We start from the raw sequence: 18,058 nt of genomic DNA on the forward strand, positions 1-18,058 counted from the left end.
GGTCGCGGTCGGGGATCTTGTCGGCGTGGTCGTAGAACCAGTTGATCTGATAGATCGGGTTCATCAAGGTGTCGATGCCGACCGATCCCCAGACGCTGACACGCAGCTGGTGCGGGCCCACCGAGTCGCCGTCGTGGCCGAGCCCGTCGTTGCTGTACCGCAAGGACTCCGGCACTCCTGGGTTCGCCAGGTTCCGCAGGGTGGACTCGGCCGCTTGCGCCGCCAGTTCGGCAAGGATCACCGAATCCGGCTCGCCGCGCTGTGTGCCGATCGCGACACCGTTGCGTGCCAGCTGCAGCTGCCCTTCGCTCAGCCCGCCGATCGATGTACCGGTCGCGCCCTGCAACCCGCTGCCCGACACCGAAGTCGCACACGAAGACGATGGATCGGCACCCAGCAGCACAATGAGCAGCAAGATCAACAATGCTGGCGGCAACACCGCCAGTGCGACTACCGTTTTCGATGCAAGCACCGCTCACCGCCCCGCCTCCTGTGTCTGTAACGCACTGGTAGCGATGACCTGGTGACCACCGGCCATTTCTGGCCGCGCACTCTCTCCCTCGGCCTCAGCCCGCAGATGATCGAAGCGCCGATTGGTGTTGTGAATGTCGGAGGCTCGTTCGGTCGGGGTGAAGGTCATCCGGAACGCGATCCCTGGCTCGGCGGCCTCGCCGGTTTTCAGTAGGAAACAGCCTGTGCCCGGCGGGGTTTCGTGGACCACGGGACCGTCGAGGCCGTCGTCGGTGGGTGGGCGCGGCGCGGCCCAGGAGGTGACCAGGAGTTTCTCGGTCTCGGTGATCGATACCGTGGCGCGGATGCGTTCGATCTCGTCCGGGCCGACCGGGCCGATGATCTTGGCGCGGGCGCGTTCGAAGAACCCGAGTGCTTTCACGCTCGCGAGGTCTTTGATGGTGTGGCTGCACATGATCAGCCAGCACGCCAACGCCCTGTTGAGCCGGGTCAGTGCGTCGACCCGGTCGACCATGAATTCACCGACTCCCAGCACCCGCCAGATCTCGTCCATCACGACACCGAAGGTCCGCGCTGGTGCCAGCCCGGCATCGGCGAGAGCGTGTGCGCCGGCTATCGCGCCGAAACCCTCGGACCAGCACGTCATCAGCACGGCGGCAAGGAGTTTGGTGTCCCCTTCCGGAATACGCGACACATCCACACAGATCGCGGGGCTGTTCAAATCCAAGGGTGTGCTGGTGTGACGGTCGAAGATCTCCCCCCACGGGCCCTCGATCAACGCGCGCAAGGAACGTCGGAGCATCTTGGTACTGGCCCGGTAGGAAGGGTTGTCGTCCTCTTCGGCGAACTGCCGCAGTCGATCAGCACCGTCGGAGATGACAGCCAGCAGATCCGACAGCAGCGGTGGACTGGCGGCAGTGAATCCCCCTGCGGGGCTGTAGAGTTCGCGCAATCCAGCGGCAAGGAGAGTTTCCTCGTAGTCCGCGATGCGGAAACCGCGAATGAGTTCGATGAGTCCGGCGACGATGGTGATCTGCCCCGCCGCGACGCGGGCGGCGACGCGACGGCGAGAGTCGCCCTCGGGGAGTTGCTCGATCACCGCTCCGAGGGCGCCGACGGCGAGGGGGTTGATGCTGCCGTACCCGTAGCCCAGCTCGATGACCTGGCCGCCGAGTTTTTCCACGAGGTCGCGGTAGTCGGGCTTGGTATCGCCCATGCACAGCACCGTCTCCCCCGTCGCGACCGACCCGGTGACCAACCGGCGGATCAGGGAGCTTTTCCCGAATCCGTTGAGCGCCAGAATGAACGCGATAGGCGCGGTGATGTATCCGCGCAGGAACCAGCTCATCGGGTCGAAATGCACGGGGGCACCGGTGATGTAGTGCGTGCCGACCGGTGTCCCGACCGTGGGCGCGGCGGCCCCGACCGAGAACGGCCACAATCCCGCGACCTGCACGGTGGTGGAGCGCCATTCCGGCATCGCCGGGACCACGCTCGCCCGTCCGCCCCCGGGCCCGGCGTAGCCGCGGTCGGTCAGGGTCGCCAACGGCCGGTGGTAGTCGTTGCGGGCCTCGTCGTCGGCGCGGCGTTCCGCGTTCGCACGACGGTGATCGTCCGACGAGAGCGCGCACCGTCCCGGCAACCCCCGCACGCCGGGCCTGCACGCCGCCGCTTCGGCCTGGAGCCTGGCCTCCGGTGTCAGGATTCGGATCCCGCCGACCGTCATCGTTTTCGGTGCGCGGGCGGCTGCACGCTCAGTCCCGGTGCGGCGGCGCGGGCTCATGCCGAAACCCGCTTGGAGATCGACCCGTGCTCAGGCAGGATCAGCCCGATTCCCAGGCTCGCGGCGAAGGTGGCGGCCTGGGAGGCATAGCAGCGGCGAACCCGCAGCCGCGCCGCGGCCGACATCGCCCGCACCGAAGCTTCGATCCCGGGGAGATCGCCGTCGAGTGCGTCGGTGACGGTGATCAATACCCCGAATCTGGTCAAGCCGGCGCCGCGGGCTTGTTCTTGGCGTGCGGCGCGGGTGTTGTCCACTCGGATCGAGGCCGATGCCGAGGCGATTCCGCGTTCGGTTTGCTCGGCGGCGAGCGCGTCCTTGTAGTCGGTGTCGACGATGTCGGTGGCCTCGGCCGCCGAGTGCAGCCGGTAGACGACGGCGACGCGTTTGCGTGGCACGTCCACGCGCGGACGCAGCAACTCTTCGAGACCGGTTTCCAGGACCGCGCCGCGCGGTGGTGCGTCCATCTCCCAGGTGATCGACCGTGCACCATCGTGCACGTAGTGGTCCCACCGATCCGCGTGCGCGACGGGGCCGACGCTGTCCCAGGACTGGGTGCGCAGGATCTCGCGCCCGGCGCGCTCGACATCACGTTGGGAGGCCACGTCGTAGCGAGAACGGACCAGCCCCAACACTTCCCACGCTTCCAAAGGGGTTGCGGGCAGGCCGGCGCGGGCGAGTTGCGAGAGCACTCCTTGCAGGCGTTGTCCGATCTCGCGGGCTTGTTCGGGGGTGTCTCGGCGGGTGCGGCCTTTGCCGATGGCCCGGTAGGTGATTGCGATCCTGGCCTCGATGCGCACTCCGACCCCGCCGATGTCGGTGGCGGCTTCGCGCATGACTGCTTGGGCGAATTCCGGGGCGCCGGGGCGTACCAGGCGTGCGACCTCGCGGCGTTGCTTCAATCGGGTCTCGACGACGTTGTCCAGCACCGAGGTCACCCCCACGACTTCCCCGCCGCGCGATTGTGCGGCCAGGAACTGCCCGTAGTCCTCGACCCAGGCGTCGATCTGGGATTGATCGACGAGTTCTTTGCCGCGCGGCAGCACCCGCAGCACCACGGCGTAGTGATCGGTCCGGCGGATATGGATCAGGGCGAACCGACGGCCACCTGGGGTCTCGTACTCCGACAGGCGTGAATCTGCCAGCAGGCCAGGCAATCTCGCCAACCCGGGGATTCTCGAGAATCGGCCCGCCCGGTATTCGAGCTCACCGCGGGCGCGGGCGCTCGCGAACTGTGCCCGCAGGACGACGATCTCCCACCCGGTGCGGCCATTGATCGTCACTGCCAGCGGAATGAAAAGCATTGCACTGCCACCGATCACCACCCCGGACAGCGACAGCGACCGGGTGAGCATGAAGGTCACCATGACCGCTATGACCAGGGCGAGGCCGAGCATGCTCACACCCCATGTGAGGCCGAAGAAGCCTGCGGAGCGTGGCTTCTCCCAGCGTCCGTACATGCGGGTGGAGGTCATCGCCGCACCTCCAGCGGCCCGGGCGTATCCGCGTCCCACCCGGCCTCCGTGGCCTCACGGACACCGCCCTCCACAGCCGAAGCCGCTTTCTGCGCAGCCTGTTTCACACCCTGGGCCGCCATCACCGCCACTCCGGCAGGCCCCGCCGCCGCAGCGGCACCACCGGATGCAGTCACGCCACCGGCCTCCCCGCCGGCCGCAGCACCAGCACCACCACCACCGCCTCCGCCGCCACCGCCGCCACCGCTGGGTGTGCCCGACCCGCCGCCGTCACCACTGGAGCCGGAACCACCGCCACCGGACATCGGACGCCCACCGCCGCCGGAAGGAGGCGGAGGTGGCGGTGGCGGATTGTCGTCCGGCGGCGGCCCGCCGCCATTCCCTTCGCTGACCTTCCGCCCGCCTGACCCGCCGCCGATCGACCCCATGGCGACACCGAACGCGCCACCCGCCAGGGCCGCTGCCGCTCCTCCCCCGCCTCCCAAGGTCGAGACCGCTGGTGCGATCAGCCGCATCAGCGCGGGCAGCACGACCGCTACCGATAGCAGCAGGAGCAGGCCCAACAGGGCCAGTTGCGGATCTTGCTGGCCGCCGTTGTTGCTGCCAGCTGCGGTGAATGCGATGGCGTAGACGAGCGCGCCGACCGGCTTCCACAGCACGAACGCCAACGCCCACGACAACATCCGTTTGTAGGCCTGCGATCCCGGGCCGGTTCCTGCCGCTGCAGCCGCCAGCGGAATCGCGGCCACGACCAGGATCAGGACTGCCTGCCGAATTACCAGCATCACCAACTGCACCAGCATGCTGATGAGCCCCAGAATCCCGAGCAGCAAACCGACGCCCGAGCCCAGACCACTGTCATGACTCAGATCAAAATCGACCAGCTTCGACACGGCCCCGTCCAGATCACCCCGTGTTGCGTCGAAGATCACCCAGTTGCTGAAGGCGTCGCCCGCTTTGGTCCCTGTGGTGATCAGGGCCGAGAACAGCATCGAGGCGAATACCGCCCGAGCGAAGACGAGGAAGCTCTCCTGAGCTTCGCCGGCGACGCCTCCTCTTTTGGCCATGGCCAGTCGCGCGGCCGCGAATAGAATGCCCGCGATCATCAAGAGCACCTGAAGTCCGCTGGTGTACTCGCGAATCGACTCTAGAACCGGGCCGGGCTCCCCGGTGCTGGATGCCAACTGCGGCGAGGGCAACGTAACCCACCAGGTCATTGCCATTCGGAGGAGCACGGCCAGGCCGTGACCGAGCGCGTCGACGATATTGTCGAAGACCGAGTTCGCGGCTGTGCCTGCTGCCTTCTGCCCGAATTCCTTCAGCTGGCATACTGCCCCGACGACGTTGGGGAGACCGCACAGGATCTTTCCGGGTGAGAACTGGTCATGTGCCTGACCGGGATTGACTTCTGGTGCAGTGAGTTTCATGAGATGGTCATTCAAGGCGCTGTTCCCTTCCACACTCCGAACTCGATCAAGCTGCTGACCGGGACTGCCGGATCCCAGAGCGATTCGATGTCGTCGGGGACACGCACGCGCCAATCGCCCTCGTGCCACACCATGGGCCAGTTGGCATACGCCCATCCGCTGTTGGCGCGGACCGCGATCTGCACGACCGCGAAGTCGGGGCGGTAGCCCGGTAGTATTCGAATCCCCTCGGGGACCACGAGATAGGTTGCGGCGTTGGGTGTTTCAGCGCGGCTTTGGGCTATTCGGTCCACCAGCGCCTGTCCGCCACCGGCGTATCGATCTCGAACGACGTTGCGCCAGATATCTTCCGGCGCGGAGAATGCCCGAGCGAGTGCGTCGCATGCCGCGAGTGCCGCGCCTTGTGGCGTGTTGGCGAAACCTGACGCCACCCCTGCCTCGATGGAGGTCGGGCCGTCGCTGCTGGAGACCGGTAGCGCCGCTCCTCCCCAACCGCGTTGCCACTGCAAACGGGCGGGAGCGACGGTCAGATAGTTCGGTTGGCTTGGATCTGACCGTGACCTTGGATCTTGGGGAAGTGGTTCTCCGGCAGGGTCTGACGGCACTTCGAGCCGATTTCCGAAGATGTCGGTCGTCGGCAGTCCGGGAAGACCCGTCGGGGCGGTGGGATTGGCCAAGGTGGTGGAAGTTACCGGGGCCGGGGAGCTGTCATTGGAATGGTCACGATGGTGAGTGACGCCGAGAACGGTGAGCGTGACGACAACCACGGTGGTACTGATCAGCACGATGAACCTCGAGCGGGAAACTTTCACGGCAAACACGTCCTGCGCGTTCATGGGAGTGACAGTCGGATCAGATCGATCGGCAGCGAAACCACAACGGTCACCGGCGACGAGCGAGATTGATTGGGCAGCAGCAACTTCCAGTCGCTGTTTTGCCAGATGACGTGTGCGTTGTTGCGGGTTATCGATCGGTCGGGCTGGACGGTGTAGATGTCGACATCAGCGTCGGCCGGTGTGTAGTTCACAACCCGGTAGCCGGCGATCGTCGGCGGATTCGTTGCGATGGGGTCGGTGATGGAGATCTGGGCACGCGCTACCGCCCAGGCGTCACGTCCGGCCCCGGGGGCCAGCATCTGCTGGCCGATGATCGCCCACTGGCTGTCGGTGGCTACCGACATCCGCACGGTGGCGTGGATAGCGGCCAAAGCCGCGCCGATGGGATCGCGGTCGAATCCGCTTACCACAGCTCCCGCCTGATCGTGCGGACCCTGATCGGCGACGGGAAGCGAAATACCCTGAAATAGAACGGCTTTCACGTTGGACGGCGGCGCGTCGAGGTGAGGAGTGTCGACCCCACCGGGTCCAGCGTTGGTGACGTGTTGACCGCAAGCGGCACACAGGAGCACCCACCCGATGAGCACGGCACCGAGGACGGTTCTGGCGAGCAGTCTCGAGTGGTGGTTCATCGGTGCCTCCTTGCGGTGTGGTCAGTGGGTGGGGAACAGTGCGGTGGCGATGCCGCTGGCCGAGCCGATGAGTACGGCGGCGAGTAGGGCTCCGGCGAATCCTTCGATCGCTTCCTCGCGGTAGATCCGGATGGCCAGAAGGCCGGCGAGGTAGATCGTGCGGGCGATGCACAGCAGCAGCACCATCCAGGCCAGATATCCCAGCAGCGGGTAGAGGTACTGGGTGACTTGCGGGGGAAGGGATTTCGCGCTCACAGCAGGTCCTCGAACCCGTCGGCTGTGGTGTCCTCGGTGCTGGTGACGAGGCGGTCGATCTCGCTGCGGTAGGCGATTTCGAGGGCTTGCAAGATTGTGTCGGCCGCGCGGTCGGGTTGCGTATGCGGCAGGGAGTGCCCCGCCCCTGGTACGAGTTCGTAGTCGGCCCAGATCTTGTCGGCCAACCGAACGGACTGGGTCGGTGGCACGATCCGGTCGCGTTCCCCAGCGATCACGAATGTCGGGACCCCGCGCAGGGTCGCGGCAACCTCAGGGCTGAGAGCGAAGGCGCTGTAGGCGCCCATCACGTCTGTCATGACCCGTGCGTCTCCACGGTGAGCCCCGCAGACCAGGTGCGCTTTGGAGCCCAGTCGTCGGCTGACGTCGCGGAAGCGTCGTTCGGCCAGGGCTGCTGTGGCTGCGGCGACGATGTCGAGGCGGGTATGCCGCAGCTGTGGAAGCTTCTTGATCAGTTCGCGGTAATGCTTCGGCAGGCTGGGGAATTCGGGGAACTCACCGGCGCCTCCGAACAGAACCAGTGCGGACAAGGCGGCGGCATGTGTCGGGTGGAATTGGGCGTAGGCGGCCGCGAGCAGGGACCCGGCTGAATGGGTAACGAGGACGACTTGGCCGGTGGCATGCGCGAGGACCGCGTCGAGGTCGTCGACCAGGTGGCGCAGGGTGGTGCCGGTGCGGCGGTCGGGTCGGCCCGAGAGGCCGTGGCCGCGTTGGTCGTAGACGATCTGCGTGATCTCCCCGCCGAGGCGCTCGTGCAGGCATTGGGTCACCGGCGCCCAATAGTGGCCATCGCACAGCAGCCCATGAACGTAGACCACGGTCGCCGGTGCCGTCGTCGCGCCCAGCCGGGTGGCAGCGAGCCCGACGTCGTCGGATGTCGGAATGGTCAGAACGCAACGCTCGAGTGCAGTCATAGCAATGAGGTCCTCGCGAATTGGAGTCGAGCCGTGTTTTCCACCAATGGTTTTGACGACGCGTGGTCATTTGGCGGTGGTGATTTGGGTCATGATGGTTCCGGCGCTGGTGGCGATGATTCCGCCGACCAAGGCGCCGAGGACGATCTTGGGAGCTTCGACAGCGCCGCCGTGCCAGCGCTCCCACGCGAACTTTCCGCCGGCGTAGATGAGGGCCGCGATTCCGGCGAGCATGACGAACCAGGAAAGCCAGTTGACGATTTTGAGGATCCCTTGCGATCCCGGTGGCGCTTCAGGGGTGATGGTGACCTGTTGGGCCAGCACGCTCACAGCGTCGAGGAGAAGTTGCGAGGTCCTCATCGCGGGTTCCCCGGCTCGCCGTCGTTGAGGTGAGCGCGGGTAGCGGCAACCCGGGCGGTGATGGCAGCACCGGCTCGGTGCACGTCGATCGGCACGGCATTGCTCAGGGTGGTCCGCCGACGGGGCGGTGGCGGGTCGTTGGGTGTGTATTGCGCGAGCTCGTTGAGTTCGCAGACGATGAGTTCGTCGTGCCACTGGATCGACCAGATCGCCCCCTCCACCAGATCGGCGACGATCTGGCGATAGCGGCGGACTGCGGAGGGGACCTTGCCGGGGCGGGCAGGGGTTACCACCAGACCGAGGACCTCGATCCCGCCTGGGGCGAGTCCGCCATGCCATTCGCGGAGCCGATCGGCGGCGGCGGTGAGTCCAGGGATGCAGTCGCGGGCAGCGACGATCACGCGCTGGGTGGTCCGCACCGAGGAGGGCCAGGCCAAGCCGGTGTCGGCCGAATGTGCCCACCACCGCGCCAGTGTGGAGGTACCGGCGCCTCCGTGCGCGCCGAGTACCGCGAACAGTGGCGGGTAGGGCCCGATCGTGGGCAACGGTGTCTGACGGACAGGTGCCTGACGCTCGGGAGCCGGCGGGGTGATCGTCTCCGGATCCCAACGGGCAGGTTCGGGTTGCCCTGGGTCGTGTAGATGAATGACGCTGGTGTGCATCGGGTTATCCCTGCCTCTGGATGTTGTTGATCAACAGCCCCGCCTCGGTGCGGCGGAGGTTGATCACCTGCAGGTAGTCGGTGCGGGTGCGGTCGGGATGCAGCTCGACCAGGTGCACGTCGGCGGTGGTGTCCGCGATCGGTGTGACCGCTACGCAGTGCGTGGTCCCGGCAGGGATGGACGTGATGCCCGCAGCGAGTGGTTCGACGGTGATCCCGGCGTCCGGTGCCAGCAGGCGCAGTGCCGCGTCGGCCGAACGCTGCTCGTAGTACGCGTATTCGAAGGCCGCGATCACCCCTGCGACACTGGAAGTGTCACCGGGGCTCGCGGTAACGGTCGTCGCCGACAATCCCGTGCACGCGCCCGTGAGCACCGCGGCCGACGACACTGTGGGGGCGGCAGTACTCGACACCGACACCGTGGACTCGTTCGTGGAACGCGTCACGGAAACAGCGACGATGATCACGGCGGTCGCGGCGGCTGTGGTCAGGATCGGTGCGATCCACCGGCGCACCGTGTGGGTCCGTGCGGGCCGCTCGGCCGTAGGGATCGATGGCTCGACCGTCGGCGAATCGTCCGAATTGCGTTCCAGCCAAAGCCATTCAGCGTCGCCGCCCATATCAGTCGCCCCTGCCGGTGCAGGCAGCGTCGTCGGTGGTGTGTCGTCGAGCCAGCCCCACTCACTGGTGGTGCGAGTGCTGGAATCGGTGGAGTTGTTGTGGGGCATCGAAGTTCACCTCCTGAGGGTGATGTGGCGGGGGCCCTTCGGGGAGACGGCCCGCGAGGGACTGGTCTGGTTATCTCGGCGCTGAGACCACCGTCTGCCCCGAAGGGGTCTAGGGGGCCGGCGTGCCGGTGCCGGTCGGTGCGGGTTGCGTGGTCGCAGAAGTCGAGGAGTTCGGCGACGACAGCGGGGGCGAAGTCGTCGCTGCACTCGACGCACTGCTCGGCGCGGACGTCATCGATTGCGCAAGCGCGGTAGCAGGATTCGTCGCAGCGATGTCTCTTGCCGAGGCGGCGAACCACGCTGCGGCGGCTGCGAGCGGGGCCGTCCCCGAGGAATCGGCGGAGGCACTGGTGTAGGAGTCGTGCCGTCCGGCCGTGTCGCTGTATTGGGTATAGGTGGCCAGGTTGTACAGGTCGTTGTTGTTGGTGACGGTGGAGGTGATCGCGGTGAACGCTTGATCAACCCACCCCAATGCGGTTTGCGGTGGGATCAGCTCCGCCACTGCGCCAGCTATTTTCGTGCCCAAGGCTGCTAGGGCGGCGACCGGATCGGCCATGCCCACGGTGGCGAGTTCGGTGATAGTGCTGGTGGTGAATACCTTCTGCGCGATCGATACCACGGTGTTGAGTCCGATGCTGCCCAGCCGGAACAGGACCGAGAGTGCGTCACTGATACCGGGCGTCGGTGTGCTGGGATCGGAGCCTTCGGCCAGTCGCTGTCCCAAGGTTTTCGTCGGCTCGTAGGACAGCTGATCCAGACTGGTACCCGACAGGTCTTCGGTGACCACCCCGACCGTGGTTTTCCACACGGTGGCCGCGAGTGCTTGCGCGATCGTGGAGATCGCTGTGATCGGGTCTTTGGTATCGGACTGGGCTGCAATGTTTTTCACGGTCTTCGTCAGCGGTGTGTCACTGGAGGAGTCGCATGTCAGGTCGCCCGGGGTGCAGAAGTCGGCGACACGTCCGGCGAGCGAGCCGTAATCGACGGCGGTGTTGCTGGCGATGCCGGATCCGCCGGTGCTGGTGTCGGTCAGCGTGATCGCCGCGGTTGCGGTTCCGGAGGTACCGGCCGCGGCGGTCGGTGTGGTCTGTCCAGGGCGGCCGGGAAGTACGGAGCTGGCGGCGCGGGTGGGATTGGCGAACAGGGCGATCCCTGCCACCTTGTCTGACTCCACCGGGCCGGTTCCGGTGCCGACGGAGTGCGCGAATGCGGAGACGGCTGCGGCGCCTTGTCCGTATCCGGCGGCCGCGATGCGTGTGGCGGGGCATCGTTGAACGACCTCCGAGGCGTTCGTGCCGAGTAGTTGCGTCGCGTCGGTCACCGCCTGCTGATATGGGAGTTGAGTACCGTCGTCGGCGTAGCCGTATCGAACGTAGGCGCGCTGCACGGTGTTTCCTGCCTGAGCGAGTAGCGGCGTGAAGAACTGCCCGAGCGCCCCGGTGTCGGTGGTCGCCGCAGCGTCGGACGGTCCTTCATCAGTTCCCTGGACGCCGAACACATACAACGCCGGGCAGGTGCTCTTGAGTGGCACGTCCGCTTCCGACAGGGCGATTACACCACCGGACACGCACAGCACCACGATCGGGAGAACCATCGCGCGCGCGGCCACGCCCCGATTCGAAGTAGCGAGTCCTCTTTTGTTGTGTGGCATGGGGATTCACCTCGAGTTCTTGATGACCAGTGGTGCGGGTGTGCTTGTATCGGCTCGGCGGGTCTCGGTCAGGTTTGCTTTTGGCCCGGTTGTCGAGTGGGGCCGATCGGAGGCCGGCCAAGGAAGCGGGCGAGTTCCTCGACGACTTCCGGTGCGCTCTCGGCGGCGGTGCGGAAGTGGTTGGTGTCGTATTCGCACCAGCTGACGTCCACCCCGCGCTGCCGGTACTCGGTATGCAGTCGGCTGCCGAACTCGATGGGCACCACCAGATCGTTGGTGCCGTGATACAGATGCACGGGCACGGCGGGAGTTGCTGCTGCGCTTCTGCTTTCCCGTGTCAGGACATAACGCCAGATGGCGTCATTCCAGGGATCCAGGCGCTCACACCAGTGCTCCAACGGTTGCCGATACTGTTCGAGCAGTACTGCGGCACTGAGGGTTTCGGCGTGCCGGATGATGCGGAGACCGTCTTCGGTGAGTACATGTCGCAGTGGCAGATGGTGGTACGCGCGGGAGAGCCCGATCAGCCCGGCCAGGGCCAGGGCCGACCAGGGGCCCCGGTGGTGGAACAGCACCAGCGCACCCGGGTCGGTCACCACCGCACCGGCAGCGACTCCTCGCAGGTGCAGTTCCGGTGCATACTCGCGGTGCAATTCTGCGGCCGACACAGCCGCGCGGCCACCGTCGGCATACCCCCACAGCACAATCGGCGCGGAGCCGGCGTCCGGAGTCTGCAGTTCGGGTAGTGCGTGGGTCGCGCGAGCAAGATCGAGCATCACGTGACCGCCCGCCCGGGCGGCGAGGAAGGTATGCGGGCCCAGCCCGGTGATGCCGAGGTTCTCACCGTCCGGGACCGCGACTGTCCACCCGCGGTCCAGGGCTGCCTGGATTTGGTCGAGGGGTTCGCTGCCGCGCACTAATTGTTGGGAGGGTGCGCATTCGCCGCCGAGGCCGTGAAAGCTGGGGCTGTACACCGCGATCGGCTTCGGTCCCGAGTCAGTTATGGGATCGTCGGAGATCACTGTCCCCGATGCCGGGATCAGTTCACCGCGGGAGTCGCTGGATACGTAGACGATTCGCCACGCACGTGTCGTGTCGCCCAGATTTCGGATGCTGGTGCTCTGGGTACGCAGGAGTTCGCCGGGCCGGCGGTCGCTCTCGGCGACCAGCGGTGCGTAGAACTCGGTCATGGCCTGCTCCCGGCGATATCGTGGGCGAGCGCGATGAACCAGGCGATCCCTGAATTCATCTGGCCGGTGATGGCGTAGCCGTTGTGTCGAGAGACGGTGTCAGCGAAGCGAATCCATACCGCCGGGTTGATGAGGTCACTGTTGTCGGCCACAAGTTGCCCCCAGGCGGCGGACAGTTGCCCGACCAGCTTCGGCAGCACACCGACGGGGTTCGACGTGATGGCTGCGGTGATCTCGTTCCACTGTGTCGCTGCTGCGGTGACGTCATCGGTTGTCGGGCTGGGAGTGCGTGGGTCAGCGGCATCGGTCAGCCGCTGCGTCAGCGTTCGTGCTGGCGCGTAGTCGACATCGCTGCCTTGGACGTGGAAATCGTTGAGCGCGAACGTTGTCCAGGCATCGCCCAGCGCAGCCGAGAGCAGGGAGTGGATCGATCCGATCGCCGCGATCGGATCGCGGAGGTCGGCTTGGGCGGCAAGCTCGGCACCCATGCGAAGTACTGCCGCGTTGTCCGGTGCCGAGCACGCCAGGTCCCCGTCTGCGCAGATGTCGGCCACGCGTCCGGTCAGCGCACCGTAGGTCGAGGCGTCGTCGGCGATTCCCGCGCCGGTGGAAGCAGAGCTGTTTAGTTGGACTCCCCCTACTGCGGCGCCGGAACTGCCGGGTGCGGGATCGGGCACAACTTGGCCCGGGCGGCCGGGGAATACCGGTGCGCCCGAGGATCGGGTCGGGTTGGAGTACAACGCGATTCCAGCGATCCGGTCCGGTGCCACTGGCCCGTTGCCGGAGCCGACGGACCGAGCGAACTCGGCCACAGCTTGTGCGCCTTGCGAATAGCCGACCGCCGCCAGCATCGTGTCGGGGCAGGCCGCGACCACCTGGGAGGCGGCGTCGTAGACGCCGGTGACCGCAGAGGCCACCGATGTCGCGTACGGGTCAGCACCACCACCAGGTACCGCGCCACCGAATCCAGCCTCGTACGCAACATAGCTGCGCTGTACCAGCGTCGGCACGGCCGCGACCACCGGCCCCAACAGTGCACCGATCACTCCGGTGTCCGTAGTCGGGTTTGCCGTCGGCGAGGACTGGCCCGTCCCCTGGATGCCCAGTACATAGAGTGCAGGGCAGCCGGGACCGATCGGAACTTCTTGTGCCGAAGCCGATTCTGACCCACTGCCCAGTGCAGCGCAGCACACGAGCGCCATGAGCGTGCCACCGGATATCCGCAACATGCGCTGGCTCATGGCTGACCCACCCCCACCCCGGTGCCGAATCCCGCGCCGACTGTGCCGCCGGCAATCGCGCCCACGATGGCCACGGGAATTCCCGCAACAGCCGCGCCGACGGCGGCACCGGCCGCCGCACCGATCGCGGTGCCGAACACCCCGGAAGTAACCGTCCCCAGAATCGGAACCGGCACCAGGGTTCCCAGTGCCGCGCCTGCGATTCCGCCCACTGTGCCGCCGACGAGAGCACCCACGGCGGCACCGATCGCAGCGACCGGCCCTCCCGCGATCACCGCTCCCGCAGCCCCGCCGGCGCCCGCACCAGCCAAGGTGGCACCGCTGACCCGGTCGGAGCGCCCCGGCGGTACACCCACAGAGTCCAGGGCTGTCGCGACTTGGGCTTCCGCGCCGGCAGAGGTGTTGTTGATCCAGTCGCGGACCTGCGTGGGCATCCAGTCCGGGGACGGAGCCTGCCATTCACCGATCCGAATCGTGTTGTCCGGCGGCGCGATAGGCGCGACCGGCGGCACCGGCTCGGGAAGGTGCAGGTCTTGCAGTTCCACCTGCGGCGCCGGGTCCGACGACGGTTGTGGCCGCAGTGAAGCGCCATTGCGCACTTCCGGTGGTTGCTCAGGATATTGCTGGGCATTGTGATCGGGCTGTGCCTGACCATCGCCCGATGGTGCGGGCGGAGCGGCCGGGGCGGCGGTACCAGGCTGGGCGGGGCTGGTGACGCCCGGTTGATCGGCGATTTGGTCGAGCCCGGCACCTGCGGCCATGCCCGGCACCGACAACATAATCGAAACAGGCACCACGCCCGCGATAACGACGCGTCCGCAGCGAGCGATCAAAGGCCTCGACGCCAACGAGGCTGGGCGCGTGCGGCCTTCACGGGTTGCACACATCGTCGGCCGCACAGGGACGGCCCTATTACTTCTGGGAATTTGCACGCCGAATAGACCCTTCATCAGAAAAGGAAGCAGTCCCGCTCGTATTAACGAGCGTTCAGGACCCGAGAGTGCAGGGCTCCTGGCTGCGCAGATGCAGCCAGGAGCGGCTGCGTACAGGATCGGGATTTACAGGAACTGCCCCACCAGCGAGATGAGCTGGGTCACAATGTTCAGAGCATTCGATGCGATCGACGAACCGACGTTCAGGTAGGACAGAATAGCTGTCGGATCCACGGAGATTTCCCTTTCGTAGCGGTTGCACTTGCACCACCATCAAAACCTCGAAATCGCTTATGCGCCAGACCTTTCGGTGGTGCCAGTTTCGCCAGACAATCTTTTCACCATTCACAACATCGCTGATAACCAGCAATTATTGGTGCAAATGGACAATGAAATCACCCATTGAATGCGCGATAGTTCCACGTAGAAGGATCGGGCGGGTGCCCGACCCTGCAACAATCGCAAACACCCCGCAATCCGCTTGGCAAAATACGCGTTGCCGGGATCCACTCCCCCTGGTAGGAACGGTCACGACTCAAGGGGGAGTTGAGCATTCACCGCGGTTAGCCATGCGGCAGACCACAACTACAGAGGAGGGGGAGAGGACATGAGTCCGACACCCGGAAGAAACATTCGCCGGCGATTGCCACTCATCACCGACGGCCAGCCCGACGATGTCCAGATGCCCGATCTCGGGACCTGGCTTCGGCAGATCCGCGAAGACCGAAGCCTGAGCCGGGCACGAACTGCAAAACGTGTGCTTCTCAGCGAGACCTATGTCAAGCAGATCGAGACCGGTTACCTCCCTGCACGGGAAGTGGTCGAACGATTCATCACCGGCTTCGATATGAACCCCATGCAGGCCCGGCACACTCGCGAACTGTGGGAGCCTCCAGCCCTTCTCCCCCCGGTGGACGAGCTCCGCGAACGGATCAATACGGCGAGCCGCATCGAGGCGCTCGCTCACATGGATAAGATCGGAATGATCTGCGTTTACACCGATCCGCTGTGGAATGTGTTGTCCGCCAACGAATCCTTCTACCGCGCATTACCGGACCTTGACACCGCTAACAACGTCGCCGTGTGGTTCTTCTGCACACGCAAGAACTCCCGCCCGGCGATGAGCGTGACTCTCCAGTGGGAGCAGGAGGCCCGGTTCCATGCCGCCATCCTGCGCGGCGCCTTCGGCCTCTACCGCACCAATCCCCGCGCGAAGGATCTCTTCGATCACCTCAAACGCGACCGCGACTTCCGCCGAGTCTGGAGCAACAGCACCCACGTCGCCTACGCCCGCCAACCCAACGAACTCGCCCACCTGCGCGACCCGGCGACCGGCGAACCGTACTCCATCACCATCGACATCGCCGAACTCGCCGACACTCGCGATGTCCGCGTTTGCCAGGCATTCAGACAGCCCCACGCCGGACCGCTCACGCCACGGCAGCAATAGCCCGTTATGCACCAAGCAGATTGGTGTGGTTCGCGTCACAAATGATGCCTATTAGGTAGGGCGGCAAGCGAATATCCGGGCCCGCAGCAAACTCTCGACAGGTCATCCACGAGCTGTAGTTCCACTCGAAGTCGACCGGCCCGCCGCATTTACACGATTCGATCAACATGTGGCGGGCTCTCACAGCGGACGTGAACGACGGCAAACGAACTACATCGACCGTAGTAGCCACGCTCGGCCGCAATTCAATTCTCAAACGAGCATGTGTGCGCGCTCATGACGTTGATCTACCAGGCGATCCCCACCCCAGCCGCCCGTAACCGAGAACGCCTATACCACAGGGTTCACAGGCTCATCATGGTTCGAGATACAGGGGGATCGCCGCCCCCGCCCAATGAAGTTGACCCCGCGCTGCCCCAACCCTTTTCGACCACTCCTGAACGAGTATCAGGGCAGGAGTGACATATGCCCAATAGTCCAACCGAACTCCACACAGGCACCAGCCTCCACGGCAGGGGTCAAAGATGGTCGCCACAGAGGTGACACCCCCATGCGCCCGCCAAGCAGGCACTTGGCCATACGGCACAGCGATCTTCTACGGTCCCTGGTCCTGCTCGATACCTGCGCCATCGCCACATCTGCACACGTCATACGCCGAAATGAGTTACAGGCCAGCCTCTTCCGCATCCTGGGACCCCGGATGCTGTGACACACCATCCACCACTGATGTTCAGTCCCGCCTACCTCTCCAGCACGGAAGGCAAACTGGCGGTCGACGAATGGCTCGATCGACTCGGCCAATGCAGTCGGCGAGGCGTGGCGCAGGCGATGCGCGCCGTGATGACCCGTCCCTCGGTAGAAAACGGTCTCAGTCGCATCACACTACCGACCCTCGTCGTCGTCGGCGCGAACGACGCGACCCCGACTCGCACGACAAATGGCCAACTTGATCCCAGGCGCCCAGCTAGAGGAGATCCCCGGTTCAGGGCATTGCTCAGTACTCGAACAATCGACGGACGTCACCCGCATACCCGAGCGGTTCTTCAATCCCAGCTAGCCCATGCCTGCGGACACCGGCGGTCCGACAGTCCCAGTCGCGTTGTCGGGACGCGGTCGACCGTCTCATAGAGCGGACGGAGTTCGAGCGAGTACGTTCGAATCCAAGCGGACGCGCCCACCCGCGAGCCGTATGTATCTCGGCCCCTTCGCGCAGAAGCCCAATTTGCGGGCGTCTTCGATGCCAGTTGCACTCGGTGCGCGACTTGCGCCTTGGTCAGGTGTGCATCGGTGGCGGACATCGATGATTCTCCTTGCCGCAGCGCGTAAGAACAAGAGACCGCACATCCGCCAGGCGATAACTAGTGGGGCATCTGCCCCGGTCTGTGTCAACCGTCATCTCTTGACTCCGGAAGATCGATCCGAAATCAACAAACGCTGTGAGCGCGCCCAGCGCACACCCTCGGCGGCGTACCAACCCATGGGCAACTAGAAGCCCCGCACACCAACCGCTCGCTACCTACGCCTGGAACCGAGATTGGCATTGCCGCTGATCACGCTCGGCGTCAGCCTGCATCTGGTGCTCGGCACAATGAGCTGCCTCGCCGCCGTCGGTGCCGGAATTGCCAGAGCGGTCGCGGGGTCTCGCCGCCCACATACTGTTCGCCGGATTCGGAATTCGATGGTTTCGCCGTCACTCAGACGAAGGGCGGATCAGGCCTGCGCGGGCTGCCGTTCGGCGGACTTCTTCGAGCGGGCGAAGCGCCGCATGATCGGCACATCCACCAAGTGGTAGACCAAGGCCGCTACAGCCACCGACACCACCAGGCACAGGAGGGTGAAGCCCGCCCAGCCGAGGATGCCGAATTCCTTTCCGCCGATGAGGTATCGGGTGATCACGACCATGACCGGGAATTGGATCAGGTAGAAGGCGAAGGAGACATTGCCCAGCCAGACCATGCGGGGATGGGAATTGAGGCTGCGGATTCCGTGCAGATCCCGGACGGCCATGGTGGCGATGACCGCGGTCATCGGGGGCAG

General features: G+C 65.5%; 16 protein-coding genes and 1 pseudogene. 1 reads left to right on the plus strand and 16 read right to left on the minus strand.

Translation table 11 applies throughout. The features are described 5' to 3' along the window. From JWN03_RS10035 to JWN03_RS10105, 15 genes and pseudogenes are all read right to left on the minus strand, one after another. Window positions 1-472: pseudogene (locus JWN03_RS10035) on the minus strand (C40 family peptidase); the annotation flags it as partial. 3 nt (window positions 473-475) lie between these two features. Next, window positions 476-2,254, minus strand: coding sequence for a hypothetical protein (locus tag JWN03_RS10040; protein ID WP_297613064.1), 1,779 nt, complete (start codon window positions 2,252-2,254; stop codon window positions 476-478). Further along, on the minus strand, window positions 2,251-3,726 hold the full coding sequence (locus JWN03_RS10045) for an SCO6880 family protein (protein ID WP_297613067.1): 1,476 nt from the start codon (window positions 3,724-3,726) through the stop codon (window positions 2,251-2,253). The genes JWN03_RS10040 and JWN03_RS10045 overlap by 4 nt, the downstream gene beginning before the upstream one ends. After that, window positions 3,723-5,153, minus strand: coding sequence for a hypothetical protein (locus tag JWN03_RS10050; RefSeq protein ID WP_297613069.1), 1,431 nt, complete (start codon window positions 5,151-5,153; stop codon window positions 3,723-3,725). Before JWN03_RS10050 ends, JWN03_RS10045 begins: the two co-directional genes overlap by 4 nt. An 11-nt stretch (window positions 5,154-5,164) precedes the next feature. Beyond that, entirely contained in the window at window positions 5,165-5,989 is an 825-nt protein-coding gene (locus tag JWN03_RS10055; protein WP_297613071.1) for a hypothetical protein, read from the minus strand. Continuing rightward, window positions 5,986-6,621 (minus strand): hypothetical protein, encoded by a 636-nt coding sequence (locus JWN03_RS10060; RefSeq protein WP_297613073.1) that lies wholly within the window; start codon window positions 6,619-6,621, stop codon window positions 5,986-5,988. Before JWN03_RS10060 ends, JWN03_RS10055 begins: the two co-directional genes overlap by 4 nt. Window positions 6,622-6,642: 21 nt before the next feature. Further along, the gene (locus JWN03_RS10065) at window positions 6,643-6,876 is read right to left on the minus strand and encodes a hypothetical protein (RefSeq protein WP_297613075.1); all 234 of its coding nucleotides are present in this window, start codon (window positions 6,874-6,876) and stop codon (window positions 6,643-6,645) included. Beyond that, the gene (locus tag JWN03_RS10070) at window positions 6,873-7,808 is read right to left on the minus strand and encodes an alpha/beta fold hydrolase (RefSeq protein ID WP_297613077.1); all 936 of its coding nucleotides are present in this window, start codon (window positions 7,806-7,808) and stop codon (window positions 6,873-6,875) included. The genes JWN03_RS10065 and JWN03_RS10070 overlap by 4 nt, the downstream gene beginning before the upstream one ends. A gap of 66 nt (window positions 7,809-7,874) precedes the next feature. Further along, window positions 7,875-8,168, minus strand: coding sequence for a hypothetical protein (locus tag JWN03_RS10075; protein ID WP_297613079.1), 294 nt, complete (start codon window positions 8,166-8,168; stop codon window positions 7,875-7,877). Next, complete coding sequence (locus tag JWN03_RS10080) at window positions 8,165-8,830, minus strand: hypothetical protein (protein WP_297613081.1); 666 nt, start codon at window positions 8,828-8,830, stop codon at window positions 8,165-8,167. Before JWN03_RS10080 ends, JWN03_RS10075 begins: the two co-directional genes overlap by 4 nt. A 4-nt stretch (window positions 8,831-8,834) precedes the next feature. Beyond that, on the minus strand, window positions 8,835-9,557 hold the full coding sequence (locus tag JWN03_RS10085) for a hypothetical protein (protein WP_297613083.1): 723 nt from the start codon (window positions 9,555-9,557) through the stop codon (window positions 8,835-8,837). 109 nt (window positions 9,558-9,666) lie between these two features. Beyond that, window positions 9,667-11,166: a cutinase family protein gene (locus tag JWN03_RS10090; RefSeq protein WP_297613085.1), complete on the minus strand. Its 1,500-nt coding sequence runs from the start codon at window positions 11,164-11,166 to the stop codon at window positions 9,667-9,669. 110 nt (window positions 11,167-11,276) lie between these two features. Next, window positions 11,277-12,398 carry a lipase family protein gene (locus JWN03_RS10095; protein ID WP_297613087.1) on the minus strand — a complete coding sequence of 374 codons (1,122 nt, stop codon included), beginning with the start codon at window positions 12,396-12,398 and terminating at the stop codon, window positions 11,277-11,279. Next, on the minus strand, window positions 12,395-13,444 hold the full coding sequence (locus JWN03_RS10100; RefSeq protein WP_297613090.1) for a cutinase family protein: 1,050 nt from the start codon (window positions 13,442-13,444) through the stop codon (window positions 12,395-12,397). Before JWN03_RS10100 ends, JWN03_RS10095 begins: the two co-directional genes overlap by 4 nt. 191 nt (window positions 13,445-13,635) lie before the next feature. Continuing rightward, window positions 13,636-14,433, minus strand: a complete 798-nt coding sequence (locus JWN03_RS10105; RefSeq protein WP_297613093.1) for a hypothetical protein — start codon at window positions 14,431-14,433, stop codon at window positions 13,636-13,638. A gap of 745 nt (window positions 14,434-15,178) precedes the next feature. Here JWN03_RS10105 and JWN03_RS10110 point away from each other — a divergent pair. Then, window positions 15,179-16,021, plus strand: a complete 843-nt coding sequence (locus tag JWN03_RS10110) for a helix-turn-helix domain-containing protein (protein ID WP_297613096.1) — start codon at window positions 15,179-15,181, stop codon at window positions 16,019-16,021. 1,710 nt (window positions 16,022-17,731) lie between these two features. Here JWN03_RS10110 and JWN03_RS10115 read toward each other — a convergent pair. Further along, window positions 17,732-18,058: acyltransferase family protein (locus tag JWN03_RS10115; RefSeq protein WP_297613099.1), on the minus strand; the 327-nt coding region annotated here is incomplete at its 5' end.

Source organism: Nocardia sp., assembly GCF_025465275.1.
Taxonomy (GTDB): domain Bacteria; phylum Actinomycetota; class Actinomycetes; order Mycobacteriales; family Mycobacteriaceae; genus Nocardia.